Source organism: Rhodococcus sp. KRD175, assembly GCF_017168275.1.
GTDB classification, from domain to species: Bacteria; Actinomycetota; Actinomycetes; order Mycobacteriales; family Mycobacteriaceae; genus Rhodococcoides; species Rhodococcoides fascians.
Genome location: NZ_JABFAQ010000002.1, coordinates 403,088 through 428,421, shown reverse-complemented (window position 1 = coordinate 428,421; position 25,334 = coordinate 403,088). Strand labels below are relative to the sequence as shown.

The 25,334-nt window shown below is 65.9% G+C and carries 21 protein-coding genes and 1 tRNA gene; 14 read left to right on the top strand and 8 right to left on the bottom strand.

Going from position 1 to position 25,334, the window contains the following annotated elements:
• Positions 1-3 precede the first annotated feature (3 nt).
• From J1M81_RS02630 to J1M81_RS02615, 4 genes are read left to right on the top strand one after another with little or no spacing between them, the layout of a single operon-like run.
• Positions 4-1,479 carry a TIGR02677 family protein gene (locus J1M81_RS02630; RefSeq protein WP_308051208.1) on the top strand — a complete coding sequence of 492 codons (1,476 nt, stop codon included), beginning with the start codon at positions 4-6 and terminating at the stop codon, positions 1,477-1,479.
• Entirely contained in the window at positions 1,476-2,891 is a 1,416-nt protein-coding gene (locus J1M81_RS02625; RefSeq protein WP_032370531.1) for a DUF2398 family protein, read from the top strand. The genes J1M81_RS02630 and J1M81_RS02625 overlap by 4 nt, the downstream gene beginning before the upstream one ends.
• Before the next feature lie 4 nt (positions 2,892-2,895).
• Positions 2,896-7,080, top strand: coding sequence for a TIGR02680 family protein (locus J1M81_RS02620; RefSeq protein ID WP_032400756.1), 4,185 nt, complete (start codon positions 2,896-2,898; stop codon positions 7,078-7,080).
• On the top strand, positions 7,070-8,308 hold the full coding sequence (locus J1M81_RS02615) for a DUF2399 domain-containing protein (RefSeq protein WP_206497545.1): 1,239 nt from the start codon (positions 7,070-7,072) through the stop codon (positions 8,306-8,308). Before J1M81_RS02620 ends, J1M81_RS02615 begins: the two co-directional genes overlap by 11 nt.
• On the opposite strand, the gene mshC is transcribed toward J1M81_RS02615, so the two are convergent.
• The 5 genes from mshC to J1M81_RS02590 form a co-directional block, all read right to left on the bottom strand.
• Complete coding sequence (gene mshC, locus J1M81_RS02610; RefSeq protein ID WP_206497544.1) at positions 8,305-9,546, bottom strand: cysteine--1-D-myo-inosityl 2-amino-2-deoxy-alpha-D-glucopyranoside ligase; 1,242 nt, start codon at positions 9,544-9,546, stop codon at positions 8,305-8,307. The genes J1M81_RS02615 and mshC overlap by 4 nt on opposite strands.
• A gap of 24 nt (positions 9,547-9,570) precedes the next feature.
• Positions 9,571-10,344: an SCO1664 family protein gene (locus J1M81_RS02605; protein ID WP_169879440.1), complete on the bottom strand. Its 774-nt coding sequence runs from the start codon at positions 10,342-10,344 to the stop codon at positions 9,571-9,573.
• A gap of 35 nt (positions 10,345-10,379) precedes the next feature.
• Positions 10,380-10,970, bottom strand: a complete 591-nt coding sequence (locus tag J1M81_RS02600; RefSeq protein ID WP_027497067.1) for a DUF3090 domain-containing protein — start codon at positions 10,968-10,970, stop codon at positions 10,380-10,382.
• Positions 10,971-11,105: 135 nt separating this feature from the next.
• The gene (locus J1M81_RS02595) at positions 11,106-11,825 is read right to left on the bottom strand and encodes a histidine phosphatase family protein (RefSeq protein WP_027497066.1); all 720 of its coding nucleotides are present in this window, start codon (positions 11,823-11,825) and stop codon (positions 11,106-11,108) included.
• A 25-nt stretch (positions 11,826-11,850) separates the two neighbouring features.
• A complete protein-coding gene (locus J1M81_RS02590; RefSeq protein WP_371831429.1) occupies positions 11,851-12,681 on the bottom strand; it encodes an undecaprenyl-diphosphate phosphatase in 831 nt (276 codons plus the stop codon).
• Between the two features lie 211 nt (positions 12,682-12,892).
• Here J1M81_RS02590 and J1M81_RS02585 point away from each other — a divergent pair, with 211 nt between their 5' ends.
• From J1M81_RS02585 to J1M81_RS02570, 4 genes are all read left to right on the top strand, one after another.
• Entirely contained in the window at positions 12,893-13,825 is a 933-nt protein-coding gene (locus tag J1M81_RS02585) for an aldo/keto reductase (protein ID WP_032365792.1), read from the top strand.
• A 65-nt stretch (positions 13,826-13,890) separates the two neighbouring features.
• Positions 13,891-14,895: a hemin ABC transporter substrate-binding protein gene (locus J1M81_RS02580; protein ID WP_371831430.1), complete on the top strand. Its 1,005-nt coding sequence runs from the start codon at positions 13,891-13,893 to the stop codon at positions 14,893-14,895.
• On the top strand, positions 14,892-15,959 hold the full coding sequence (locus J1M81_RS02575) for an iron ABC transporter permease (protein ID WP_205024473.1): 1,068 nt from the start codon (positions 14,892-14,894) through the stop codon (positions 15,957-15,959). Before J1M81_RS02580 ends, J1M81_RS02575 begins: the two co-directional genes overlap by 4 nt.
• On the top strand, positions 15,956-16,837 hold the full coding sequence (locus J1M81_RS02570; protein WP_206497541.1) for a heme ABC transporter ATP-binding protein: 882 nt from the start codon (positions 15,956-15,958) through the stop codon (positions 16,835-16,837). Before J1M81_RS02575 ends, J1M81_RS02570 begins: the two co-directional genes overlap by 4 nt.
• On the opposite strand, the gene J1M81_RS02565 is transcribed toward J1M81_RS02570, so the two are convergent.
• On the bottom strand, positions 16,812-17,345 hold the full coding sequence (locus J1M81_RS02565) for a hypothetical protein (protein WP_241257590.1): 534 nt from the start codon (positions 17,343-17,345) through the stop codon (positions 16,812-16,814). The two genes, J1M81_RS02570 and J1M81_RS02565, sit on opposite strands and share 26 nt — an antisense overlap.
• Here J1M81_RS02565 and J1M81_RS02560 point away from each other — a divergent pair.
• The 3 genes from J1M81_RS02560 (at position 17,344) to J1M81_RS02550 (ending at position 19,839) form a co-directional block, all read left to right on the top strand.
• Positions 17,344-18,369: a YncE family protein gene (locus J1M81_RS02560; protein ID WP_206497540.1), complete on the top strand. Its 1,026-nt coding sequence runs from the start codon at positions 17,344-17,346 to the stop codon at positions 18,367-18,369. The genes J1M81_RS02565 and J1M81_RS02560 overlap by 2 nt on opposite strands.
• 81 nt (positions 18,370-18,450) lie before the next feature.
• Complete coding sequence (locus J1M81_RS02555; protein ID WP_027497059.1) at positions 18,451-18,690, top strand: DUF5703 family protein; 240 nt, start codon at positions 18,451-18,453, stop codon at positions 18,688-18,690.
• Positions 18,691-18,768: 78 nt separating this feature from the next.
• Positions 18,769-19,839, top strand: coding sequence for a quinone-dependent dihydroorotate dehydrogenase (locus tag J1M81_RS02550; protein ID WP_206497597.1), 1,071 nt, complete (start codon positions 18,769-18,771; stop codon positions 19,837-19,839).
• Positions 19,840-19,904: 65 nt separating this feature from the next.
• On the opposite strand, the gene J1M81_RS02545 is transcribed toward J1M81_RS02550, so the two are convergent.
• A complete protein-coding gene (locus tag J1M81_RS02545; protein ID WP_027497057.1) occupies positions 19,905-20,432 on the bottom strand; it encodes a YbhB/YbcL family Raf kinase inhibitor-like protein in 528 nt (175 codons plus the stop codon).
• A 16-nt stretch (positions 20,433-20,448) separates the two neighbouring features.
• Positions 20,449-21,807 carry a M20/M25/M40 family metallo-hydrolase gene (locus J1M81_RS02540; RefSeq protein WP_080729261.1) on the bottom strand — a complete coding sequence of 453 codons (1,359 nt, stop codon included), beginning with the start codon at positions 21,805-21,807 and terminating at the stop codon, positions 20,449-20,451.
• A 193-nt stretch (positions 21,808-22,000) separates the two neighbouring features.
• Here J1M81_RS02540 and J1M81_RS02535 point away from each other — a divergent pair.
• The 3 genes from J1M81_RS02535 to J1M81_RS02525 all read left to right on the top strand — a co-directional run bounded on the left by J1M81_RS02535 (position 22,001) and on the right by J1M81_RS02525 (position 25,323).
• Positions 22,001-22,086 (top strand) — tRNA-Leu (locus tag J1M81_RS02535).
• Between the two features lie 142 nt (positions 22,087-22,228).
• The gene (locus J1M81_RS02530) at positions 22,229-23,692 is read left to right on the top strand and encodes an SDR family NAD(P)-dependent oxidoreductase (RefSeq protein WP_032372440.1); all 1,464 of its coding nucleotides are present in this window, start codon (positions 22,229-22,231) and stop codon (positions 23,690-23,692) included.
• A 134-nt stretch (positions 23,693-23,826) separates the two neighbouring features.
• Complete coding sequence (locus tag J1M81_RS02525) at positions 23,827-25,323, top strand: glutamate-cysteine ligase family protein (RefSeq protein ID WP_032372441.1); 1,497 nt, start codon at positions 23,827-23,829, stop codon at positions 25,321-25,323.
• Positions 25,324-25,334: the final 11 nt, after the last annotated feature.

The window sequence follows — 25,334 nt, the reverse complement described above, 5'->3', positions numbered from 1 at the left end:
TTCGTGGAGGAAGACCGTCTCGGTCTCTTCTCGTTCGCCGTCGCCGAGAAAAGATCCGAATACCTGGCAGTACTGCGGGCGTTCGACACCGCTCGCGCGAACTACGTGGTGTTGCTGCACTCGGGCGAGGTCGCCGATCTCATCGCTCGTAGCCCCGGGCGTCACGACGCGCTGACCACACTGGACATCGCACCCCTGCTCGATCAACTCCACACCTGGGGTCTGCTCGAACGCAGCTACGACGGCACCCGCGCCGCGACCCTCGCCGAATACCGCAACCGGCACTTCGTCTACCAGTTCGGTCAGGCCGGCTACAAGGCCTACCGCGCGGTCGAGGACGTGCTCGGTGCGCGCCTGGACGACGCCTCGCTGTCCCGGCTGGTGCTGCCCGAGCTGCTGGCCGACATGCACGAGCTGGCCGAGGCGAACCGTCAGGCCGACGGCGACCGCATCTACCGCAAGCTCAGCAGACTCGATTCGACGTTGTCGGAGATGGCGACCCGCGCCGCCCACTTCTATCTGGTGCTGGGCGACCTGGTGCGCACCACCGAGATCACGCCCGAATCGTTCTTGGCGCACAAGGATGCACTGCTCACGCACATGCGTGAGTTCAGCTCCGATCTCACCCGCTATGCCCCCAAGTTGGCGGAAGCGATCGCACTCGTCGAGAGCACCGGCATCGAGGAACTCGTCGACCGTGCCGCGATCAGCGACGAACGAGTCTTTCTCTCCGTCGACGAACGGCGAGCGGACTGGACCGACCGATGGGCCGGGTTGTCGCACTGGTTCGTCGCGGCCGAATCCGAGCTCAGCGAATCCGAGCGCCTCCGCGAGGGCACGATGAGCGCGATCGCTGCTGTGCTGTCACTGCTGCGGCGCGTCACCGAAACTCGGAAGGGCGGTGTGAGTCGCGAGAGCCAACTGCGTCACCTCGCCGGCTGGTTCGCTGCTGCTCCCACCGAGGACAGCGCACATGCTCTGTTTCACGCCGTGTTCGGCCTCGGCCGACCCCGGCACCTGTCGATGGTCCATCCCGACGCCGACATCATCCCCATGTCCCGATCATGGTGGGAGGCACCGCCGGTCGAGATCTCGCGCACGCTGGCCGAGACCGGACGCACTCCGACTCCCGGCGTTCCAGGGCGGGTACAGCGCAACGACGGCGGCATCAGACGACTGCGCGAGCAGCAACTCGAGTCGCAGCGATCACGCAGTGCCGCGGCGCAGTCGCTCGCCTCGGCCGGAATCCACGACCGCATTCTGAACGAGCAGGAAACCGAAGTGTTGCTGAGCCTGCTCAACGCCGCGTTGACTGCCCGGGTACGCGTGAGCGGACGCACCTCGGACTCGTCCGGATCGGACAGTGGCGTGCGCCTGACGCTGAGCGACAGCGACCGTTCGACGATCGTGCGCACCAGCCGTGGCCGATTGCATCTGGACCGCCTCGCCCTCGACGTCAGTGAGGTGGCCCGCCGGTGAGAGCACGTGAAATCTCCTCGCTCGCGCTGGATTCCTACCAGCGGGCTGCCCGAGTCGCGTTGTCCAACCACCTGGTCACCGCGACGTACCCCGATCGAATCGCGTTACCGCTGCTGCGCAGGTGGGCAACCGAACTGCGTGAGGATCTCCTGGAGCTGTTCGGCTACCGCTTCGAGGTCACCGAGACGACCGCGCGTCTGTTCCCCGTGATCGATCGTCTCGACGACAGTCAACCCGCGCGAACGCCGTCCGAGCGGGTGTTCGACCGCCGCAGGTACGCGTATCTGGCGCTGGCGCTTGCCGCGCTCGGTCGGGCCGGAAACCAGATCACTCTGTCCGAACTCGCCGATCACGTGGCGACGGAGTCGAGTCAGGTGGACGGCGTCGAACTCACGACCGACCGCGCGAGCGACCGAGACGCATTCGTCGACGCGATCGGATGGCTGGCCACGCGTGGTGCGATCTCGCTGGCCGACGGCGACGCCACGGGCTGGGCGAACAATCCGACGGCCGGTGAGGCCCTGTACGACATCGACCGATCGGTGGTCGTCGCGATGTTTCGGCCGCCGCGTGCCGTGCAGCACCTGCGTTCGATTCGTGGCCTGCTGGCCGGCTCGGATGCCCCGATCGATCCCGAGGATTCCGATCTCGGACACATCGAGTCCGGGCGTGAGGCAGACCCGAAGGAAACGCTGCGTGCGGTACGCCGAGCGTTGGTCGAACACCCCGTCGTCTATCTCGACGATCTCGACGGAGACGCACGCACCGCCCTGACCGCCTCGCGCACCGTCGCCGACGTCGAGTTGCTCACCGGTCTCGTTGCCGAGCGTCGCGCCGAGGGCGTGGCCCTCATCGACACCTCGGGACGGTTGTCCGACCACCGCTTTCCCAGCACCGGAACGATCGCTCAGGTGGCGTTGCTCATCGCGGGAGAAATCTCCGATCGGGTCGTGGATCCCGACGCTCCGGCGCTCACAACGCATCCGCTACCTGCGAGCGACCTACTCGTCGAACAGCTGGACGACGCGATCCCCGGCGGCGGAATCTTCGGCGACCTGGCCGATTTCGGATTTCCCGCCGATCCGACGACGGTCGAGAACTCGGCTGAGCGCACACAGTACCCGCTGATCGAGGACAGTTGGCTGGTCTCGGTCGTCGACGATCTCGTGGACCGATTCGGTCGCACGTTCGCGGCGCAGTGGCAGACCGACCGGGATGGTCTGCGCATACGAGCGATCGCGCTGTTGCATCGACTTCGGTTGATACACAGCGTGTCCGGCGGCGTGCTGGTACTGCCGGTGATCGCTCGGTACCGAGACGTGATGGTCAGCGTGCGTGACCGAGCCCCGCAGGACTCGCTGTTCGGCACCGAACAAGCCCCCAGTACCGATCCATCCGAAGTAGAGGCTTGAGCAGATGACCGCACACTCGAATCGCTTTCGGCCCACGCGCGCCGGAATCGTCAACCTGTGGGACTACCGGGATCAGGAGTTCTCCTTCGCCGACGGTCGATTGGTACTGCGCGGACCCAACGGATCCGGCAAGACCAAAGCGCTCGAAGTGCTGTTTCCCTTCGTCCTCGACGGCCGGATCGAACCGCGCCGGCTCAATCCGTTCGCCGGTGAAGAACGAACGATGAAGTCCAACCTGCTCTACCGAGGGCAGGAAAGCGCGCACTCGTACGTGTGGATGGAGTTCGGCCGCGGCTCGCGCGAGGACCCCGAATCGGTGACGGTCGGAATCGGTATGCGGGCGAGCCGTCACAACGACAAGGTGACCCGCTGGTACTTCGTGGCCGACGGCCGAGTGGGCGTCGACTTCTCGTTGTTGGGCTCCGACGACCGGCCGCTCACGAAGAAGCAGTTGGCCGAACAACTCGGCAGCGATGCACTGACCGATCGTCCGGTCGACTACCGCGCCGCGATCGATGCCCGGATGTTCGGGCTCGGCGCGCAACGGTACGACCAGTTGATCAATTTGATTCTGACACTTCGCCGTCCGCAGTTGGCCAAGAATCTCGATCCGAAAGGGTTGTCCCAGGCGCTGACCGACGGTCTGCGTCCCCTCGACGAGCAACTGGTGCTCGAGGCAGCACGTTCCTTCAGCGACATGGAGGAAGTCGGACGCGCGCTGGAGGGACTGGCCCAAGCCGATCAGGCGGCCAGGAACTTCGTGTCGGTCTACTCCAAATACCTTTGCGTACAAACCCGTTCGGACGTCGAACAAGTCTCGCGTCGGCTCGAAGCCGTGACGCACGCGACCACCGCACACTTCGCCGCCGCCGCCCTGAAGGACCGGCGTCTGCTGGAACGGGCGGCCGCAGAGACTCGATTCGACGAGGCCGAGCGTGCGCTCGATCAGGCCGTCGCGGACCGGGAGACCCTGCAGCGCTCGAGCGCGTACGAGGGCAAGCAGCAACTGGACGATCTCGCCGAATCCGCTGCGAAGCTGGAGGTCTCGACGGCGCAGCAGGCCGATCGCGCACGCAAAGCGCAAGCAGAACTGGAGCAGCGCACGGCCGAGGCGGCCCGGGCGGATTCGGCACTCCGGGACTCCGTTGCCGGAGTGACTCGCGCAGAGGACGAGCTGCAGACTGCGGCCGAGGACGCGGGCATCGTGTGGACACCGCTGCCCGGCACGGCGCGCAGTGATCAGATCAGTACCGCGCTTCGTGGGCACGCCGAGGAACGGGACGGCGACGTACGTGCAGTGCGTGAGGCGCTGGCCACCGTCGAGAAGGCGTCGACGGAACGCGCTCGCGCGGAGAAGGCCGCAACGAAGGCGCGCGAGTTGCTCGAAGCAGCCGCGGCTGCCGTCACCGAGGCCGAGGCGACGGTGGACCTGGAGAAGGCGCAGTTCGCTTCGGGCCTGCGGGCCTGGTGGTCGAGCAACTCGTCGCTCTACTCCTCCGCGGGCATCACCTCCGCTGTGTTCGAGGCCCTCGACGCAGCCCTGGCAGGCATCGGCGACGACGACGCCCCGAGCCTGGAATCCGTGCTCGCCGAGCAGACCTCGGACGGTATCGACGCGATTCGCGCCCGGCAGGCACAGGCACGCGTCGACGTGGCCGCGCGCGAGGCCGAGGTGAAGGCGCTGCGGGGCGAACTGTCCCTGGTACGAGCCGAACACGACGATGCCCCACCACCGTTCGCAGCGCGCACCGACAGCCGAGCAGATCTCCCGGGCGCACCGCTGTGGCAACTGGTTCGGTTTGCCGATGCGGTCTCCTCTGCCGACGCGGCGGGGATCGAATCCGCACTGCAGGCCGCGAACCTGCTCGACGGGTGGATCCACCCGACCGCAGACTCCCCCGTCGACGCGACGTCGGAGCAATATCTGTCGCCGCTACCGGTGGCCGCGAGGCCGACCGGGTCGACGCTCGCGTCCGTGCTGGAACCCGAGCCCGGTACTGCCGTCCAGGAATCGCGAATTCTCGATGTACTGAATTCGATTGCATTGCAGCAGGATCGAAACGACCCCTCGGACAGTTCTGTCTCGATAGGCGTCGACGGTCGGTACTGGCAGGGAGTGCAGCAGGGTCGCCACGCAAAACCGGATGCCGAGTACATCGGTGCCACGGCGCGGGCGCGTCGGCGAGAGCAGCGCATCGCCGAGCTCGGTGCTGCGATCGATTCCGCGACAGCCGAACTCGCGACCGCGACCGCCGCCGAGCTGGCGGCACGCGAGCTGGTGCAGGCGTTGAACGCGGCCGCCAAGCAGCTCCCCCGAGTCTCGGCCATCGTGAAGGCGCAACGTGCCGTCACGGCAGCCGCAGGCGCGCTGCGCACCTCGAAAGATGCGTCTGCAGCGGCAGACAGAGAATTCGACCAGGCGATCGCCGACCTGTCCGCGAAAGAGAAACAACTGCGCTCCGTCGCCGTGGCCCATCGCACCCCATACCTGGGCCGCGATGTCGATGCCCTCGCCGCAGCGATTCGCCATTTCGAGCATCAGGGCGCAGCGGTCATCCGTAAACGCAGCGACCACGCACGCGAGACCGAGCGGGCGCGCGAGGCCACCAACCGCCTCGAGGAGGCCACCGGACTGGCCGAGGAACTCGCCGAGGAAGCCGCGATAGCCGACGAGAGCTATCGGCAACAGCTGCAGCGTCTGGAATTGCTGAGCGAGAAACTCGGTGCCACGGCCGAACAGATCAACACCGATCTCGACAACGCGCGCGATCGCATCGAGAAGTGCCGAGCCGAGCAGCGAGCAGCCCGAAAGGCGGACAAGGAAGCCGGCGAGGCGATCGGCAAGGCCGAGGGTGCATGCAACACGGCGCTCGAGAGCCTGCGCGCCGCCGTGACCGAGACCCTGGGTGATGCCGTCCGACTGGCACCGTACGCCCGCAAGGATCTGCTGCACATCCTCGGCGTGCACGAGACGTACACGTGGCCGGCCAGCGACTCGGCGTGGCTGACGGTCGAACAGATCCTGTATCGGGTTCAGCAGGCCGCCGGCCCCGACGACGACGTCCCGGTACTTCCACCGGTGGTGCTCGCGCTGCATTCGGCTCTCGACACGGCGACGGCGTCGGTGAAAGTGAGCGACTCGAGCCGGAAGTCGACACGAACGGCGCTGACGAGCGCACTGCAGGAGTTCGACTCGCAACTGGCCGCTTCCGGTCAGGACTACCGCCTGCAGTGGGACGCACCGGACGGGTTGACGGTGGTACGCGTGCAGGACGAGCAGGGCTATTCCTCGGTCGGAGACTTCGCCGATCGCATCGGTGCGGCCCGGGCCGACCAGGAACTGCTCTTGACCGAGCAGGAACGCCGAATTCTCGAAGACGCGCTGCTGACCGGGTTGGCGCAGCAGATTCACGAGCGCACCGTCGACGCGCGTGAGCTGATCGCACAGATGTCCGCCGAGATGAAGCAACGCCGTATGTCCTCGGGCAACACGATCGGCGTGCACTGGGTGCTCGCGGACAACCTCGACGACGGTGCGCGGGCAGTGTCCAAGCTGCTCGACCGCGATGCCTCGGCGCTGAGCCAGGACGATCTGGCCGCGATGCGCGCACACTTCGCATCGGAGATCAGGATCGCTCGTGCGGCACATCCGGAACGGTCGTATCCCGAGATCCTTTCCGCGACACTGGACTATCGCCGGTGGCGGGTATTCGCGTTCACGCTCATCAGCGGCGACGGCAACGAGGATCGCCTGACCGTCGCTCGTCACAGTGCGCTCTCGGGCGGTGAGCAATCGGTGTCGCTGCATTTGCCGCTGTTCGCCGCGGCGCACGTGATGCTCTCGTCCGCCGATCCGCATTCGCCGCGGTTGCTGGCGCTGGACGAGGCGTTCGCCGGTGTCGACGACAACGGTCGTAGCGAATTGCTCGGACTGAGTGTGCAATTCGACCTGGATCTGTTCATGACCGGTTACGACCTGTGGATCACCTACGCGGACGTCCCCGGTTGCGCACACTACGATTTGGCGCACTCGACCGCCGAGAACACCGTCAGCGCAGCACTTCTGGTGTGGGAGAACGGTGAATTGTTCGCCGAACACGACGGCACCGACCTCGCAGCAGCCCTCGGATCACCGTTGACCCGCCGGGTGCCGACCCGAACGGAAGGTGGGCTGGAGTTTGGCCGGTAACAGTGAGTGGCGAGGCAGCGTCGAATTGGCGGCGCTGCTGGACGCTGCGCGAAAGAAGTTGGAGTCCAACTGGCTTCGTGTCGGCGGCAACATCACCGTCGACCTGAGTGATGCGCCGGAACTGTGGCGTCTGTGCAGTGCCATCTCGAAGTCCAACTCCAGCCTGCACTCTCGGGCACGGAGCACCCGTCTCGATCTCGAGCGGTTCGACGCGTGGTTGAGCCATCCGCTCAACGGCGGTATCGGTCTGATCGACACCCTCGCCGGTCAGGCACCGCTGCAGGACAAGAAGCGCATTGCGGCCGACAAGGCTCAGGTGCGCGCCGATGCGCTCGACCGGGCGCGTGCGGCGCTCGGCGGTGGTACCGATCGCGAGTGGATCGAGCACTGGATCGCGTCGTTGCTCAATCAGGACGGCACCCTCGGTGGCCGCGTCGCCGTCGACGCGCTCGGGGTCGCAACGCAAGTCCTGGCGCTGCTTCCGGTGGACGGGATGTCGCTCACCGAGCTGGCGGAACTGGCCACCGGTGATACCAAGGCCCTCACGGGCGGCGGTGCCGCGAAACTCGTCCTCGATGCATTGTCGTTGCGCGAGAACGTGCCTCGACCCGTCGATCCAGTGGGGATCAGAGCGCTGTGGGAAACGGCAGGAGTGTCGGTCGACGCCGTGTCGAGCCGGGTACTGGTTCTCGGCTACCGCGTCGCAGAGACGCACTCCGTGGCTCGCTGGCTCAACGAAGCAGCCGACGAGGGCGTGCCCTTTCCCGTCACCGTGGACATGCTCGCGCGCGGCCCTCTCACCAACAGCTCGTCGACCGTGTTCGTGTGCGAGAACGTCGCTGTGCTCGCGGCCGCAGCCCGCTCTCTCGGCTCGAACTGTGCCAGCTTGATCTGCACCGACGGTCAGCCCTCGGCCGCAGTGCATCGGCTGCTGGCTGCGCGCGCCCCCGGCACCACGATCGAATGGCGTGCCGATTTCGACTGGGCCGGAATGCACATGGTGACCCGCGCACTCGCCCGGTACGACGCGGTGCCGTGGCGAATGGACGTCGACTCGTACCGCCGCGCACTGGACGCGCGCAACTCGGAAGCACTGAAGGGGCATCCCACGGACACTCCGTGGGACCCGGAACTGGCTGCTGCACTGCGTGATTCGGGACGAGCGGTCATGGAAGAACGCCTGATCCCGGATCTGCTGACGGATCTACGCCTGGGGCCCGCGGACTAACGCAGCGGAACTCCGAGCAGCGCATCGACCGCATCGGCGAAAGTGCCGGGTGCGCTCGCATCCGATCCACCGCGCTCCACTGCGAAACTTGCCCACGCGTCGAGGGCGTCGAGAGCCTTGGGTGTGTCGAGGTCATCGGCCAGATGCTGACGCAGGCGGTTGACGACGTCGTCGGCCGACGCTGCGGACTCGAGCGCCGCTGCTCGACGCCACAGCGCGAGGCGGGTGTGTGCTCGCTCGAGGACCTCGTCGGACCACGGCCGATCCTGCCGGTAGTGGCCCGCGAGCAGGCCCAGCCGCACCGCGGCCGGATCGACGTTCTCTGCGCGGAGCTTCGAGACGAACACCAGGTTGCCGCGGCTCTTGGACATCTTCTCGCCGTCGAGACCGATCATTCCCGTGTGCACGTAGTGCCGGGCGAACCGAGGGTCACCGGTTGCCGCCTCGGCGTGTGCCGCCGAGAACTCGTGGTGCGGGAAGATGAGATCGCTTCCGCCGCCCTGGATGTCGAAACCGGTTCCGATGCGATTGAGTGCAATGGCAGCGCATTCGATGTGCCAGCCCGGTCGGCCGGGGCCCCACGGCGACGGCCACGACGGTTCGCCGGGACGTACCGCGCGCCACAGCAGCGCATCGAGTGAATCGCGCTTGCCCGCACGATCGGGATCTCCGCCGCGTTCGGCGAAGAACGTGTCCATGGTGGGGCGGTCATAACCGGATTCGTAGCCGAACTGCTCGGTTGCGTCGGCACGGAAGTACACGTCGGGGTACTCGGCGTCGTCGACGACGTAGGCAGCGCCGGACGCCATTAGCTTCTCCACCAGTTCGACAACTTCCTCCACCGACTCGACGGCACCGATGTAGTCGTGCGGAGGCACGACCCGCAGAGCCTCCATGTCGGCGCGGAACAGCTCGATCTCGCGCGCACCGAGATCGCGCCAATCCTCACCGTCACGATTCGCGCGCTCGAACAGCGGATCGTCGACATCGGTGACGTTCTGCACGTAGTGCACGTCGATACCCGCATCACGCCACAAGCGGTTGATCAGATCGAACGTCAGATACGTTGCCGCATGTCCCAGGTGGGTGGCGTCGTACGGGGTGATTCCGCAGACGTACATGCGAGCGGTCGAACCGGGGGTGACCGGACGGACCTGGCGATCTGCGGTATCGAACAACCGAAGCGCTGGACCCTGTCCTGGGATTGTCGGGATCTCCGGGCTGGACCAAGAATGCATGCAGCCGAGCCTATCCGAGCCCGTTCAGAAGGCGGGCCACGGTATCGGTCTGCTCGATCGAGGTTCCGGCATGACCGGGCGCGCGATCAGCTGCTGGGCCCGATCCAACACCGCAACGGTTTCGGCCAGCGTTATCTTGTCGACCAGCCGTGGAGCGATGACGGTGTCGAAGGTCTCGACGAACCGCACGACGTCGGCCATCAGAGCATCGTCGACCGCCTGGCCTGCCCACCCCCAGAGAACCGTGCGCAGCTTGTTCTCGGCGTGCAGGCAGATGCCGTGATCCACCCCGTAGACATAACCGTCGAGACCTTCGAGGGCATGCCCACCCTTGCGATCTGCATTGTTGAGAATGACGTCGAGAACCGCCATCCGCTGCAAGCGTGGATCGTCGGCATGGATCAGAGCGATCTCTTCGCCATCGCCGTCGTAGGCCTGCAACACCGGAATCCAGCCCGCCGGAACGAGATCGGGACGGCAGATGTCGACCAGGTCCACGCGGCCCTCGACCCGCTCCTCGGGAGTATCTATCCACTTCTGCACCATGCCGGGACCGAACGGACCGTCGCGCAGCACCGTGGGCGGAATCACGCCCCACCCGAGCGCCTCGGAGATCTCGTACGACGCCACCTCCCGCCCGGCGAGGGTGCCGTCGGGAAAGTCCCAGAGCGGCACCTCGCCGCGCACGGGTTTGTACACGCACCGCACTGCCGAGTCGCCGTCGCCCGCCTCGCACACGAGGGTGGCGTTGGACGCCGAAACCACCCGGCCGACGACAGTCAGCTCGCCGGTCTCCATGGTCTCGCGGCCCTCGAAGGGAGGTAGTTCGACGGTCAAGACTCGTCGACCTCTGTCACCGGACCGAAGGTGGCACCGCGGCGGTAGCCGTTCGTCCTGATGCAGACGTGTCCCTCGGGGGCGAGCGGCAGGCCGCACAGCGGGCACGGCGCTCGGCCGGCCGCCACGACCAGCTCGGACCGCGCTGCGAACTCGCGAGCCTGAACGGGTGTCAGAAACACTCGAACCGCGTCGGGGCCCTCGTCGGTGTCGTCGAGCACGACGGATTCGTCGACCTCGACCTCACTGACGGCCAACAACTCCACCACGACGGCATTGGCGTCGGCGTCCCAACCCAACCCCATCGTGCCGACCCTGAATTCGGTGTCGATCGGGGTCACCAACGGGCTGGTGTCGAGTGTCTCGGCCTCCTCGGTCGGCACATCGGTACCGAAGCGACGCTGCACCTCCTCGAGCAGCAGTCCCATTCGATCGGCCAGCACCTGTACCTGCTGCTTCTCCAACGCGACCGAGACCACTCGGGCATCGTGCACCGCCTGGAGAAAGAACGTTCGGTCACCCGGCTCACCTACGGTCCCGGCGACGAAACGATCAGGGGTGCGAAAAACGTGTATGGCGCGCGGCATTGCACCTCCTAACGACTCGAAAAGCTCCGCGAAACGAATCGCGAACTTCCATTATCGGCCACAGATCGACCGTGGACGGTATTGCTCGCCCTCCAGCCTGCCACCGATCGGGAGATCGGCGGCGAACCGGCATCTCTAGGTGCCCGCGCCGCCGCCCACCACTGCATCGGACGAGTCTGCAACGTCGGGTTTCGCGCCGGCTTCGTCGGACGTCGGCTCTTCCGCCTTCGGCACGAACACGCTCAAGTCGGATCCGGTGTCGTTGGTCCGCAACACGAACGGCCGAGTCGAGGTGTAGCGCACGACGCTGATCGACGCCGGATCGGCAACGATCCGCTGGAAAGAATCGAGATGTGCACCCATCGCATCGGACAGCACCGACTTGATCACATCCCCGTGAGAGCAGGCCACCCACAGCACATCCCGGCCGTGGTGGGCGGCCAGCCGCGCATCGTGCTCCCGTATCGCCTGGACCGCGCGTTGCTGCACCGTAGCCAAGCCTTCGCCTTCGGGGAACACCGCCGCGGACGGATGCTGCTGAACGACCTTCCACAGCGGCTCGGCCAGCAGCTCCTTGATGGTTCGACCGGTCCATTGTCCGTAGTCGACCTCGACGATCCTGTCCTCGACCATCGGAGTCAGCCCCAACCGAGTGGCCAGCGGTTCCACGGTCTGCTCGCACCGCAACAACGGAGAGCGCACGATCTCCACGACCGGGAGGACCCCCAGCCGTTCGGCAACCGCCTGTGCCTGCTCTCGGCCCCGGTCGTCGAGCTCCACCCCTTCGCTCCGACCTGCGAGCGTGCCCGCAGTGTTCGACGTCGAACGTCCATGGCGAAGCAAGATGACTGTCATTGCTCCGAGCCTAACGAGGAACGGTTCACGTAGCCGAGACAACCCCGCCGGCCAGCAGACCCAGAACAACGACACCGAGCACGATGCGGTAACCGACGAACCAGTACAGCGAATGGTTCGCGACGAACTTGAGCAGCCAGGCGATCGAGGCATAACCCAGGCCGAACGCGATGATCGTGGCCACCAGCAGCTGTGGTCCCGACGCGGCGAGGCCGGAGCCGACCGGCTCGAAGGCGTCGGGCAGCGAGAACAAGCCGGACGCCGTGACGGCCGGGATGGCAAGCAGGAACGAAAAGCGCACTGCAGCTTCGCGTTCGAGTCCGAGAAACAGGCCAGCGCTGGTGGTGGCTCCGGAGCGGGACACTCCGGGAATCAGCGCCAGGCATTGAGCGAGGCCCATGACGATGCCGTCCCTGGTGGTGAGTTTCTCGATCGGCCGTTCCTTACGGCCCAGCTTCTCCGCGACGGCGATGACTACGGCGAAAGCGATCAGCATGAACGCGATGAGATACAGATTGCGCGCACCGGTGCGGATCTGATCCTTGAACAACAGACCCAGAATGCCGATCGGGATGGTGGCGATGATCACGTACCACCCCATGCGGTAATCGAGACCCCGTTCTTCTTTCCTGCGCAATCCGACGAACCAGGCCTTGATGATTCTGACGATGTCGCGCCAGAAGAACAGCAGGACAGCGGCTTCGGTACCCAGCTGCGTCACCGCGGTGAACGACGCGCCGGCGTCCTCGTTCCAGAAGACCCCCGACACGATTCGCAGATGCCCGGAAGAGGAAATGGGAAGGAATTCCGTCAGTCCCTGGACTGCGCCGAGGATCATCGCCTGCAGCCACGTCATGTCGATCATGCGGCGCCCCGTCCCAGCGTCGAAGTGGACGATTCGATTGTTGCCGGCGCGTGGGCGAGTGCCCGCCCCCTGGATTCGCGATTCACGGGGACGACCGTACCCGGCGCGGCACTTGCGCACCGAGCGGCGCGGCGCACTACTGTGCACTGGCGGCAGGCCAGTACGAACCCGACGATCACAGGCAAAAGGACATTCGGCACATATGAAGCAGAGATCGGTCGGCACCAGCGGACTTCGGGTGTCGAGGCTCGGCCTCGGCACTCTCGGGTGGGGCAGCGGGACCGATGGGGACGACGCTGCGGCGCAGTTGTCGGCGTTCGCCGAGGCGGGCGGCACCTTGGTCGATACGTCTCCGGCGTACGGCGACGGTCGAGCTCAGCGAGTACTCGCGGAGTTGCTCGACGATGTGGTTCCTCGGCAGGACTTGGTGATCAGCAGTGCCGCGGGGGTCGGTTCGCGGTACGGCCGATATCACGTCGATTGCTCGAGGCGCGGACTGCTCGGTCAGTTGGACGCAACGCTGCGTGAGCTCGGTACCGACTATCTCGACCTGTGGCAGGTGGCCACGTGGGATCCGATGACCCCGGTCGACGAGGTGGCGGCGACACTCGACTACGCCGTCTCGAGTGGACGGGTTCGCTACACCGGTGCCCGCGGGTATCTGGGCTGGCAGTTGGCCACGGCTGCCGGTGCGGCCGGTATCGGACGGATCGTGTCGACGCAGGCGGAGTACTCACTGTTGGCCCGTGGGATCGAGGACGAACTGGTTCCCGCCGCCCTGCACCACGGCATCGGCATCCTCGCGGCGGTTCCCCTGGCAGGTGGTGTCCTGACGGGTAAGTACCGCAACGGGATTCCGGCCGATTCGCGCGGGGCCGACGAGCTACACGCCGACGCGGTGAATGCGTACCTGACCGACTCGGCGGTAGGTGTCGTCGATGCGGCGGTCACGGCCGCCGATGGCCTTGCCACCTCTCCCCTGGTCGTCGCACTTGCGTGGGCTCGTGATCGTCCCGGGGTGAGCAGTGCGATCGTCGGTGCCCGCGATCTGGCCCAGTTGATGGGTGCTCTGATGGCCGAGGAGCTCGAACTGCCGGCTGCCATCACGTCGGCCCTGGACGACGTCAGCGGTTGATCGCAGGTGCTGCTCGGCCTGGGGTGAGGTCAACCGAAGGTCGGGCAGGCTAACCTATGGTCGTGATCGTCAAACGCCTCGCCGCCGCGCTGCTGACGGCCGGACTGCTGGTGTCGTGTTCGGTGAACAACTCCGCGGCCCCGGACTCCGGCACGATCGGCCCCCGCACCGCCGTCGTCGACGACCCTGATCCGACGCCCATCGCTGTCGATCCGGTTGCCGAACTCCCGGTCACCGTCACCGGTTTCGACGGCGTGCCCGTCACCATTTCGGACAACAGCAGGATCGTGGCGGCCGACCAGTACGGCACCCTCGCCGAAACGGTGTTCGCGCTCGGACTCGGTGACAATCTCGTCGGGCGCGACACCTCGGCGTCGTTTCCCGCGGCAGCAGACGTACCCGACGTCACCCCTACCGGCCACTCGCTCAGTGCCGAAGGCATTCTCGCGCTGTCGCCGACGGTCGTCCTGACCGACACCAGTATCGGCCCGCGCGCTGTCCAGGATCAGATTCGGGCCGCGGGAATTCCGGTCGTCTACTTCGACCCCGCTCGAACTCTGGCCGGGGTAGCAGGACAGATCGACGCTGTTGCGGCGGCTCTCGGGGTTCCCGACGCCGGTTCCGCACTCGCGCAACGGGCAACCGAAGAGATTGCCGCCGCGACACAGAACGCGCCTCGATCCGACGCGTCGCTGAAGGTTGCGTTCTTGTACATGCGTGGTCCGGCGATCAAGATGCTCGCCGGTCCGGGTTCCGGAGCGGACGCTCTCATCGAGGCGATCGGTGCTCGGGATGCAGGGGTCGAATCGGGTCTGACCGAACAGTTCGTCCCGGTGACCAGTGAGGCACTCATCGCTGCGGCACCCGACGTGATTCTCATGATGACCAAGGGGCTGCAATCGATCGGCGGGATCGACGGGCTCGAGCAGATACCCGGTATCGCGCAGACGCCCGCCGGCCAGCAGCGTCGGGTGGTCGACATGGACGACGGCACCGTTCTCAGTTTCGGTCCGAACACCGGAAAGGTGCTGGCTGCATTGTCGAAGGCCGTCTACGAACCTGCCTCATGAGCGACGTGTCGTCTGCACGGTCGCGGTCGGGTACGACGCGAGTGGTCTCGACGTTCGTCGCGCTGGCGGTCGTGCTGATGGTGCTGGCCTTGGTGTCGGCTGTCGTCGGGCAGGTACCGACGACTCCGGCGGAAGTGTTGGGGAGTTTGACGCATCGGGTGGGCCTCGACATCGGCCCGCTGCCCGCTCACCCCAGCGGCGAGGTGACCCTCTGGCAGGTCCGGTTTCCTCGGCTGACCCTCGCGATGCTCGTCGGTGCCTGTCTGGGATGCGCGGGTGCACTGCTCCAAGGTGTGTTCGCCAACCCTCTCGCCGAACCCGGTGTCGTCGGCGTGTCGTCGGGCGCGGCTGTCGGTGCGAGCTCGGTCTTCGTCCTGGGCGGCAGCTTTGCCGGGGTCTGGACCGTTGCGCTCGCAGCCTTCGTGGGCGGACTCGTCACCACGATTGCGGTCTACTTCCTGGCTCGCAATGCCGGCCGAACCGAGGTGGTGACCCTCATCCTCACCGGAGTCGCCGTCAATGCGTTCGCGGGCGGCGTGATCGCGTTCTTCACGTTCGTCGCCAGCCCGGCCGCTCGCGACCAGATCGTCTTCTGGCAGTTGGGATCCCTTGCCGGTGCCACGTGGCAGTCGGTCGCGGTGGTCGGTCCGCTGGCCTTGGTCGGGATCGGAGCGTCGTCGATGATCGCCCGCCGACTGGACCTGCTCGCACTCGGTGAGAACGTGGCGCGCCATCTCGGCGTGAACGTCGAGCGCCTGCGTCAGTTCGCCATCGTGGTCGTCGCAGTGCTCGTCGCGTCCGGAGTGGCGTTCACCGGGATCATCCTGTTCGTGGGTCTGGTGGTACCCCACGCCATGCGCATGGTGCTCGGTCCGGCGCACCGGGTACTCATCCCTGCCAGCGCACTCGCGGGAGGCGTGGTCCTCCTCGGGGCCGATCTCGTCACGCGGACGCTCGTGGCGAACGTCGACCTTCCGCTCGGGATGGTGACCTCGTTGGCGGGCGCACCGTTCTTCTTCTGGCTGCTGCGCCGCACCCGGGCTCGTCAGGGCGGCTGGGCATGATCGGGAAGTTCGGTGGACACCGTTCCGACATTCCTGCCGACCCGACACCGGGTTCACGCACCCTGGTCGCCGTGGGGGTCGGCGCACACCGCGGTGACCGGGCCGTTCTGAACAACGTGCATCTCGAGGTCGTCGTCGGAGAGATTCTGGCTCTCGTGGGCCCGAACGGGGCGGGTAAGTCCACGTTGCTGTCGGTCCTGTCCGGAGACACCGAGCCCAGTTCCGGATCGGTACTGCTCGGCGAGAGACCACTGTCCCGCTTCCGGCCGGTCGACCTCGCGCGACGACGCGCCGTGCTCCCGCAACAGCACGCGATCGGGTTCGCATTCACCGCCGAGCAGATCGTGCGGATGGGCCGAGCTCCGTGGACCGGAACGTCGGCGGTACGCGAGGACGACGCGCAGGTGGCCGCCGCCATGGCCGCCTGCGACGTGTCCGAATTCGCCGGACGTCCGTTCGGTTCCCTATCCGGCGGTGAGCAGTCCCGAGTCGCGTTGGCCCGTGTCATGGCACAGCGCACCGCCACGATCATGCTCGACGAACCCACCGCGGCGCTCGATGTGGGACACCAGGAGTCGGTGATGGCCGTGGTGCGTTCACTGGCCGCGTCCGGTCGTGCCGTGGTTGTCGTACTGCACGATTTGGGTCTTGCTGCGGCCTACGCCGATCGGGTCGCGATTCTCGACGCAGGCGAGCTGGTGGCTACGGGACCGCCCCGGGAGGTTCTCACCGCCGAGCGGCTCGGCCGGATCTACCGACACCCGGTCGATGTCTTCGACCACCCCGTCACCGGTGAGCAACTGGTGATCCCGAAGCGGGGGGCTGGAGTGAAGCCTGCGGAACGACCAGGGTTCAGAAACCCTCCAGCGCAGAGTTGACGCGATTGAAGAAGGCCCGGACTGCCGTGTCTCGCAGTGACACATCCGACAGCTGCTGAGCGTGAGCGACTGCGTCACGAACCACCCCGATGATGCTGCGTTCGTCGGTCAGATCGATCTCGGTGACCGAGTGCTCGGCGACGGCGTCCACTTCGGTTCGATCCGGCACGGCCGTCACGACATCGGCCCGATAGATCTTCACGTAGAGCGTGCTGCGCTGCACTCTGAACGCGAACGCGCGTCCGTCGTCTGTTCTGCCGAAGCCGTTGGCGTGCGTACCCGCATTCACTTCCTCGACCACGAAGTGCGTTCCTTCGGATCCCACATCCGCTCCCATGTCGTGCTCGTTCACGAATTCGATGCCGATCGAACACGCTACCGTCTCCGCGCCCCCGACGAACGGCACCGAGTCCCGGGCTGTCGATTTCGCCGAGTTCGACGCGCGCTGGTACAGATGTGGCAGCGCCTTACCAGGGGCAGTCACCACAGGAAGTAGGTTCGGTTCCATGCGAACACCGTCGGCACGTACGGCCAGGACGGCAGTGGCGTCCGCGCTCGCCGTCGTCACACTCGTCGGTTTGGGTGGCTGCTCGAGCGAGGACGAGAACGCCGACGAGATCTCCGTCGAGCCGCAGCCGCCTGCCTTGTCCCCCGCGACTGCAGTGGCTCCGGCCGGAGTCGTCCGCGCCTTCGCTCCCGTGGACGCACTGACTTTCGATTCTGCAACGCGCACTCTGGTTGCTTTGACCGACGCGTCGACCACCGTGAGCCTGGTGGACGGGGAGGCGTCGAGCGAGCCCCGCGTGGTGGATCTGGGCGGATCCGCTGCAGAGCTGGTCGCCGGACGCGACTCGAGTGTCTTGGTTCCGATGGACGGAGTTCTCTCGCGAATCACCGTGGCAGACGCTCAGCGCACCGATACTCCGGTCGACGGCCGGACTCTGTCGGCTGCCGATCTACCCGACGGCACCACGGCGGTGGGTGACGCCACCGGGCGTATCCGCATTCTCGACGCCGCCGGAAAGGTGACGAGCACGGTCTCAGGACCGGGCGTGACCTCGGCCGACGCGTTGGCCAGCACACCGGACGGTGTCTCGGTACTCGATCGCCGCCAGACCTCGATCACCGATCTGAACCTCGACGACGACACCCTCGGTGTGGCCCTGCGCGCGGGCGAAGGCGCCGCAGAGATGACCAGCGACGAGTACGGACGACTTCTGGTCACCGACTCGACCGGCACCGAGCTGCTGGTCTTCACCTCGCACGATCTGCTGATGCGGCAACGGTTTCCGGTCGGGTCCGCGCCCTGGGCGATCGCCTACGATGAACAATCCGGTATTGCATGGGTCACCTTGCCGGCTCGCAACGAGGTGGTCGGGTACACACTCGACACCGGAATTCCGGTCGAGGCGCAACGGTTGCCCACTGTGCGACAGCCGAACTCGGTTGCCGTCGACGCGGATACCGGCGATCTGTACGTGGGATCGGCGACCGGGGACGGGCTGCAGCGCATCCCCGCCGCGGGCCGTTGACCTGCTGAATCGGCAGGAGACGGTACCCGCAGGAACGACCCTCGAGAATGGTGGAGGCACGTGAACGCACACGAGAATTCGATGCCGGGCCGAGCGAAGATGCCCGTCGGGTGGGAGGTGTCCCCGTCCGACGACTGGGAGTACGTCCCTCTCCGGTTGCCACCGGACGTCACTCGCGTGACCGCATCGATGCGGCTCGCGATTCAGGCCGAATTCGGCGGCTGGGAGCTGTCTCGGGTACGTCTGTACACCGACGGAAGTCGCCGCGTGTTGCTCAAGCGCAAGAAGACCGCACATCATGTGCCGGAGCCCGGAATCTGACCGGCTCGACGGCAGCACCGATCGACTCCGAACAACGACCCTGAAGTACCGACCTGAAAGAAGACCGTGGGAGACCGTCTGTACCGCGTCCTGTTGCGCCTGATGTTCCTCGTATCACCGGAGAGGATTCATCACCTCGCGTTCGGTGTTCTCAGGGCTGTTGCGGCGCTTCCTCCGCTTCGTAAGCTGGCAAGTGCACTGTTCGTCGTCGACGATCCGCGGTTGCGTTCGACGGCGTTCGGCATCGAATTTCCGGCCCCCCTCGGGCTTGCCGCCGGGTTCGACAAGAACGCCGATGGTATCGATGCGTGGGCCCCGCTGGGGTTCGGGTTCGCCGAGATCGGCACCGTGACTGCGCAGGGTCAACCCGGCAATCCGACGCCTCGGCTGTTCCGGCTGCCTCTCGACCGCGCGATCATCAATCGCATGGGCTTCAACAACCACGGTGCGCAGTACGCGGCCGCGAAACTGCGTTCGCGCAGAACACGGATTCCCATCGGTGCGAACATCGGCAAGACGAAGATCGTCGAGCCGGCGGACGCCGCCGCCGATTACACCACCAGCGCCCGGTTGCTGGGGCCCCTGGCAGATTTTGTCGTCGTCAACGTCAGCTCCCCCAACACGCCGGGTCTACGAGATCTGCAGGCCGTCGAATCGTTGCGGCCGATTCTGGTTGCCGTGCAGTCGGTGGTGTCGGTGCCGGTTCTAGTCAAGATTGCGCCGGACCTGTCCGACGAGGACATCGACGCCGTCGCTGATCTGGCTGTCGAACTCGGCCTCGACGGCATCGTGGCGACCAACACGACTGTCTCTCGCGACGGACTCCGTACCGACGCGGAGGCGGTCGCGGCCATCGGTGCAGGCGGGCTGTCCGGTGCTCCACTGCAGGCTCGCTCGCTGGACGTCATTCGGCGCCTCTACCGCCGGGTCGGGACGCAGCTGACGCTGATCTCGGTGGGAGGAATCGAAACGGAAGAGCAGGCCTGGGAACGTATCGTTGCCGGTGCGTCCCTGGTGCAGGGATACACCGGGTTCATCTACGGCGGACCGCTGTGGATCAGGAACATCAACCGTGGTCTGCTGTCCCGACTCGAGCAGCACGGATTCGCTCGTCTGGCCGACGCAGTGGGTTCGGAGAACAAAATCTGACCGCCCCTCGTCGTGCGCGTTTTGCGTACCCAGAGGTACGCAAAACGCGCACGACGAGACCCAGATCAGGCCTCGTAGGTACCCGTGATCACGGCACGTCCGATGGCGTGCGAGAACAGGTTGAACCCGAGGTACGCCGGGGTCGCCGTCTCGTCGACCTCGAGCCGATCGACGTCCACGGCGTGCACCGCGATGAAGTAGCGGTGTGGGCCGTGGCCTGCGGGCGGGGCAGCACCGATGTACCGGAACAGGCCCGCGTCGTTCTTCAGCGTCACGGCCGTACTGGGCACCCCGGTTCCACCGTCGTCGCCTGCTCCCGAGACCAGCGACGTCGTCTCGACCGGAATGTTCGCCACGGCCCAATGCCAGAACCCCGAGGCGGTCGGTGCGTCGGGATCGTAGACCGTCACCGCGAAGCTCTTGGTGCCCTCGGGAAATCCGGACCAGGACAGCTGCGGGGAGTTGTCGTGTCCACCGGCTCCCATGATTCCGCTGACCTGCTGGGCCTTCAGGGGCTTGCCGTCCTGCACATCCTCGGACGTCAACTCGAAGGACGGTAGGTCCGGAAGCGAGTCGTATGGGTTGTACGCCACGATGGTTCCTTTCGTATCAGCTGTGCATCAAGAAGTGCTCGAGCACCTGTGTGCCGAACTCCAACGACTCCACGGGTACTCGTTCGTCGATGCCGTGAAACAACGCCGCGAAATCGAGTTCGGGCGGAAGCTTGAGCGGAGCGAACCCGAAACAACGAATTCCGATGCGCGCGAACGCCTTTGCGTCGGTACCGCCGGACAACATGTACGGCACGGTGCGCCCGTTGGGGTCGTGCGCGAGGACGGCGTCGTTCATCGCGTCGACGAGATCCCCGTCGAACGTGGTCTCGTACGGTTCGAGCTTGGTGATCCACTCGCGTTCGACATTCGGGCCGATCAGTTCGTCGACCTCCTTCTCGAAGGCCGCCTGGCGGCCGGGCAACACGCGGCAATCCACCACGGCTGTCGCGGTCTGCGGGATCACGTTGGCCTTGTAGCCGGCCGAGAGCATCGTGGGGTTCGCCGTGTCACGCAGGGTCGCGCCGACGATGCGGGCGATGCTGCCGAGTTTGAGCAGCGTGCCGTCGATGTCCGGTGACGTCGGATCGAAGTCGAGTCCGGATTCCTCGGAGACCGCCTGCAAGAACTGCGATACCGACTCGGTGAGCACCAGGGGAAATGTGTGATTGCCCAGTTTCGCCACGGCCTCGGCCAGGTAGGTCACGGCGTTGTCGTCGTGCAGGAACGATCCGTGTCCGGCCCGCGCCTTCGCGGTCAGCCGCATCCACGCCAGACTCTTCTCGGCGGTTTCGACCATGTACAGCCGCTTCTCGGTGCCGTCCGGTCGAGCGACCGTCAGAGAGAACCCGCCGACTTCGCCGACTGCCTCCGTCACGCCCTCGAACAAATCCGGTCGGTTGTCGACCAGCCAGTGCGATCCGTACTTGCCGCCCGCCTCCTCGTCGGCGAGGAACGCGAACAGGATGTCGCGGGGCGGAACCGTGCCGTTCGACTTGAACTGGCGGGCCAGCGCCAGTGCCATCCCGACCATGTCCTTCATGTCCACGGCACCTCGACCCCAGACGTAGCCGTCTTCGACGGCTCCGGAGAACGGGTGCACACTCCAGTCGGCCGGCTCGGCCGGGACGACGTCGAGGTGTCCGTGTACGAGCAGAGCTCCACGGGACGAGTCGGCGCCGCGCAGCCAGGCGAAGACGTTGCCGCGTCCGGGGGCACCGGATTCGACGTACTCGGTCTCGTACCCCACCTCTTCGAGCTTGCTCGCCACCCATTCGGCGCATTCCTTCTCGCCGACCGTGGTGTCGAGTTCGCCGGTGTTCGAGGTGTCGAACCTGATCAGAGAGCTGACCAGCTCCACCACTTCGTCGAGAGCGACGGTGGGAGCGCGTTCTCCTCGGCTTCGGGCATTGCTCACTTCGGGATCGTTCGAATCGTTTGCCACATCGTCGTTCCTACCATCACCGAGGTGTCGGGGCACCACCGAAAACCGCTCGACGCATGAACTGACGTGGGGATTTGGGTTATCGGGAACCCGTCGGATAATCTTACGCAGCGCACAGCGACCAGCTGTGAGAGCAACAAGAGAATATGCGGCAACGGTCGCACATGTCCGAGTGGCGGAATGGCAGACGCGCTAGCTTGAGGTGCTAGTGTCCTATTAACGGACGTGGGGGTTCAAGTCCCCCCTCGGACACCGTCTGAATGTTGTTCACAGACAAAGATTTTCAAAGATCTGAGTTGAGACAGACGAAACTGACCCTGATTCTTCGGAATCGGGGTCTTTTTCGTTGTTCTCACGTCGACGGCTCGACCGGGCCGATGCTAGGAGACTGAAGATGGACTCGATCGACCCCACCGATCTCGACACGTGTCTGCGGGTGCTCGCACAAGCCGCCGAGCTGGACAAGAATCATCCGGATTCCATCGCCGTCCAGCGGGCGTCCGGTGCCATGTTCAAAGATCTCAAGCGTGCTCGACGCGTTGCCGCACGGAACGCCGTCAGCGCAGCCGACCGGGCCGTCGTGGCGGCCACGGCGACCGGATCCCCGGATCGTATCGACGACGAGACCGCAGGTCTGTCCCTCACCTCGCGCGCCGAGGGTGAGATCGCGGGCACCTTGATCAGGGCGCGCCCGTGCTACATCTGCAAGCAGCGCTACACCGATGTCGATTCGTTCTATCACCAGCTGTGCCCCGAGTGCGCGGCTCTCAACCGCGGTAAGCGAAACGCTCGGACCGACCTGTCGGGGCGACGTGCACTGTTGACCGGTGGCCGAGCGAAGATCGGGATGTACATCGCGCTTCGACTGCTGCGCGACGGTGCCCATACGACCATCACCACCCGCTTCCCCAACGATGCGGTGCGGCGATTCGCCGCGATGGACGACAGCGACCAATGGCTCCATCGTCTGCGCGTCGTCGGCATCGACCTACGAGATCCGGCACAGGTTGTCGCTCTTGCGGATTCGGTGGCGGCCGAGGGACCGCTCGACATTCTGATCAACAACGCTGCGCAGACGGTCAAGCGCTCCCCCGGCTCGTACAGCGCGCTGGCCGACGCCGAAGCGGAACCGTTGCCCGCGGCACTGACCGACGGTGCCGGGCCGGAACGGATCACGTTCGGCAAGACCAGCGACGCCCACCCTGCGTCGTTGGCCAGCTCGTTGCCGGCCACGGCGATCGGCGGTCAGCAGGTCTCGGCGACTCTGAGCGCAGACGACGTTGCGTCTCTGGCGATGGTGGCGGGTTCGGTGACAGCGGAGCGCATCGAGAACGGACTGGCGATCGACGCGGGCGGCCTGGTGCCCGACCTCGCCGAGACCAACAGCTGGATTCACACCGTCGAGCAGGTCGATCCGGTCGAGTTGCTCGAAGTGCAGCTGTGCAATTCCGTGGCACCGTTCATCCTCGTCTCACGCCTGCGCGCGTCGATGGAGGCGTCGCAGGCTCGACGCAAGTACGTGGTCAACGTTTCTGCCATGGAGGGTCAGTTCGGTCGGGCATACAAGGGCCCGGGGCATCCGCACACCAACATGGCCAAGGCGGCACTGAACATGCTGACCCGCACCAGCGCCAAGGAGATGGTGGAGAGCGGCATCCTGATGACCGCCGTCGACACCGGATGGATCACCGACGAGCGCCCGCACCCCACCAAGATGCGGCTGGCCGACGAGGGCTTCCACGCGCCGCTGGATCTGGTCGACGGTGCTGCGCGGGTGTACGACCCCATCGTGCAGGGCGAACTCGGAATCGATCTGTACGGCTCGTTCCTCAAGGATTACCAGCCCTCGCCCTGGTGACGATCGGCCCCGGGGTCGTTCCTCCGGGCGATTCTGCACGTGGATGCCCCGGAGCAACCCCGGGCTGCGATACTCGGAAACGACGCCGTCTCGCGTGAGCGAACGGCACCGAGACACAGCGTTAGGCGGTCACCATGGGCGAGGATGTCGAACGCCGAAAGTTCACCAGACAGGACCGACACCAGTTTCGGCAGAAGGTTCAGGACTGTCTCGACGCGTTGGCCATCATGTTGGCCGACGAGACGTTCCAGGTCGGCGAACCCCAGATCGGCATGGAGATCGAGCTCAACCTCGTAGACGAGGACATGGCACCGTCGATGGCCAATGCCGAAGTACTCGACGCCATCGCCGATCCTGATTATCAGACCGAGCTGGGCCAGTTCAACATCGAGATCAACGTCGATCCTCGACCGCTGCGGGGCTCGTCGATCGCCGAGTTGGAGACGGATCTGCGGCGATCGCTGAATGCTGCCGACGAGCGGGCCCGTGGCTCGGGTAGTCGACTTGCCATGATCGGCATGCTCCCGACTCTGACGAAGGAACACTTCGAGCATCGGTGGCTGTCGGCGAATCCGCGATACGACCTACTGAACCAGCAGATCTTCGCCGCCCGTGGTGAGGACATCGAACTGAAGATCGCGGGCGTGCGTCTGCCCGGGTCTGCGGCCGCCGAGAACCTCGATATCGTGACCGACACGATTCTGCCCGAGGCGGCCTGCACGTCCGTCCAACTGCATCTGCAAGTCGCCCCTGACGAGTTCGCGTCGTATTGGAATGCCGCACAGGCGTTGTCGGGTGTTCAGGTCGCGCTCGCCGCGAACTCGCCGTTCCTCGCCGGGCGTGCACTGTGGCACGAGACCCGCATACCGTTGTTCGAGCAGGCCACCGATACGAGGCCGCAGGAGCTCAAGAACCAGGGAGTTCGCCCGCGAGTGTGGTTCGGGGAGCGATGGATCACCTCGATCTTCGACCTGTTCGAGGAGAACTCGCGCTACTTCCCCGCCCTGCTCCCGGTGAGCAGCGAAGAGGACCCCAAAGCCGCTCTGGCCCGAGGTGACACACCGTCGCTGTCGGAACTGCGGATGCACAACGGAACCGTGTACCGGTGGAACCGGCCGATTTACGATCGGTCCGGCGACGGGCACCACATCCGGCTCGAGAACCGCGTTCTGCCTGCCGGACCGACAGTCGTCGACACCCTCGCCGATGCCGCGTTCTACTACGGCACCGTACGGGCTCTCGCGGATGCCGATCGGCCCCTGTGGTCGCAGATGTCGTTCGATGCCGCCGAGGAGAACGTGCACTCCGCGGCGCGCGGCGGGTTCGATTCGATGCTCTACTGGCCCGAGGTCGGCTGGGTGAGTCCGCAGGAGCTGGTACTGCGCCGATTGCTTCCGATGGCCGAGGCCGGTCTCGCCGCGTACGGCGTCGACTCTGCCGTACGTGACCGCTATCTCGGCATTATCGAAGCGCGGTGCCTGGCCAAGCAGTCGGGTTCGGGGTGGCAGCGAGCCGCCGTCGTCGCGCGCGAACGGGCCGGCGATACTCGGGAGCAGGCTCTCGCGGGGATGTTGGGAGATTACGTGGACAGGATGGACACGGGAGAACCCGTGCACACCTGGACCCACTAGCCGACGCTGCC

What these genes read in the sequence shown, in the direction of transcription:
- J1M81_RS02620 (WP_032400756.1), top strand. Translation starts at nt 2,896, where the DNA reads ATGACCGCACACTCGAATCGCTTTCGGCCCACGCGCGCCGGAATCGTC.
- mshC (WP_206497544.1), bottom strand. Translation starts at nt 9,546, where the DNA reads ATGCATTCTTGGTCCAGCCCGGAGATCCCGACAATCCCAGGACAGGGT.
- J1M81_RS02605 (WP_169879440.1), bottom strand. Translation starts at nt 10,344, where the DNA reads ATGGAGACCGGCGAGCTGACTGTCGTCGGCCGGGTGGTTTCGGCGTCC.
- J1M81_RS02600 (WP_027497067.1), bottom strand. Translation starts at nt 10,970, where the DNA reads ATGCCGCGCGCCATACACGTTTTTCGCACCCCTGATCGTTTCGTCGCC.
- J1M81_RS02595 (WP_027497066.1), bottom strand. Translation starts at nt 11,825, where the DNA reads ATGACAGTCATCTTGCTTCGCCATGGACGTTCGACGTCGAACACTGCG.
- J1M81_RS02590 (WP_371831429.1), bottom strand. Translation starts at nt 12,681, where the DNA reads ATGACGTGGCTGCAGGCGATGATCCTCGGCGCAGTCCAGGGACTGACG.
- J1M81_RS02585 (WP_032365792.1), top strand. Translation starts at nt 12,893, where the DNA reads ATGAAGCAGAGATCGGTCGGCACCAGCGGACTTCGGGTGTCGAGGCTC.
- J1M81_RS02575 (WP_205024473.1), top strand. Translation starts at nt 14,892, where the DNA reads ATGAGCGACGTGTCGTCTGCACGGTCGCGGTCGGGTACGACGCGAGTG.
- J1M81_RS02570 (WP_206497541.1), top strand. Translation starts at nt 15,956, where the DNA reads ATGATCGGGAAGTTCGGTGGACACCGTTCCGACATTCCTGCCGACCCG.
- J1M81_RS02560 (WP_206497540.1), top strand. Translation starts at nt 17,344, where the DNA reads ATGCGAACACCGTCGGCACGTACGGCCAGGACGGCAGTGGCGTCCGCG.
- J1M81_RS02565 (WP_241257590.1), bottom strand. Translation starts at nt 17,345, where the DNA reads ATGGAACCGAACCTACTTCCTGTGGTGACTGCCCCTGGTAAGGCGCTG.
- J1M81_RS02555 (WP_027497059.1), top strand. Translation starts at nt 18,451, where the DNA reads ATGCCGGGCCGAGCGAAGATGCCCGTCGGGTGGGAGGTGTCCCCGTCC.
- J1M81_RS02530 (WP_032372440.1), top strand. Translation starts at nt 22,229, where the DNA reads ATGGACTCGATCGACCCCACCGATCTCGACACGTGTCTGCGGGTGCTC.
- J1M81_RS02525 (WP_032372441.1), top strand. Translation starts at nt 23,827, where the DNA reads ATGGGCGAGGATGTCGAACGCCGAAAGTTCACCAGACAGGACCGACAC.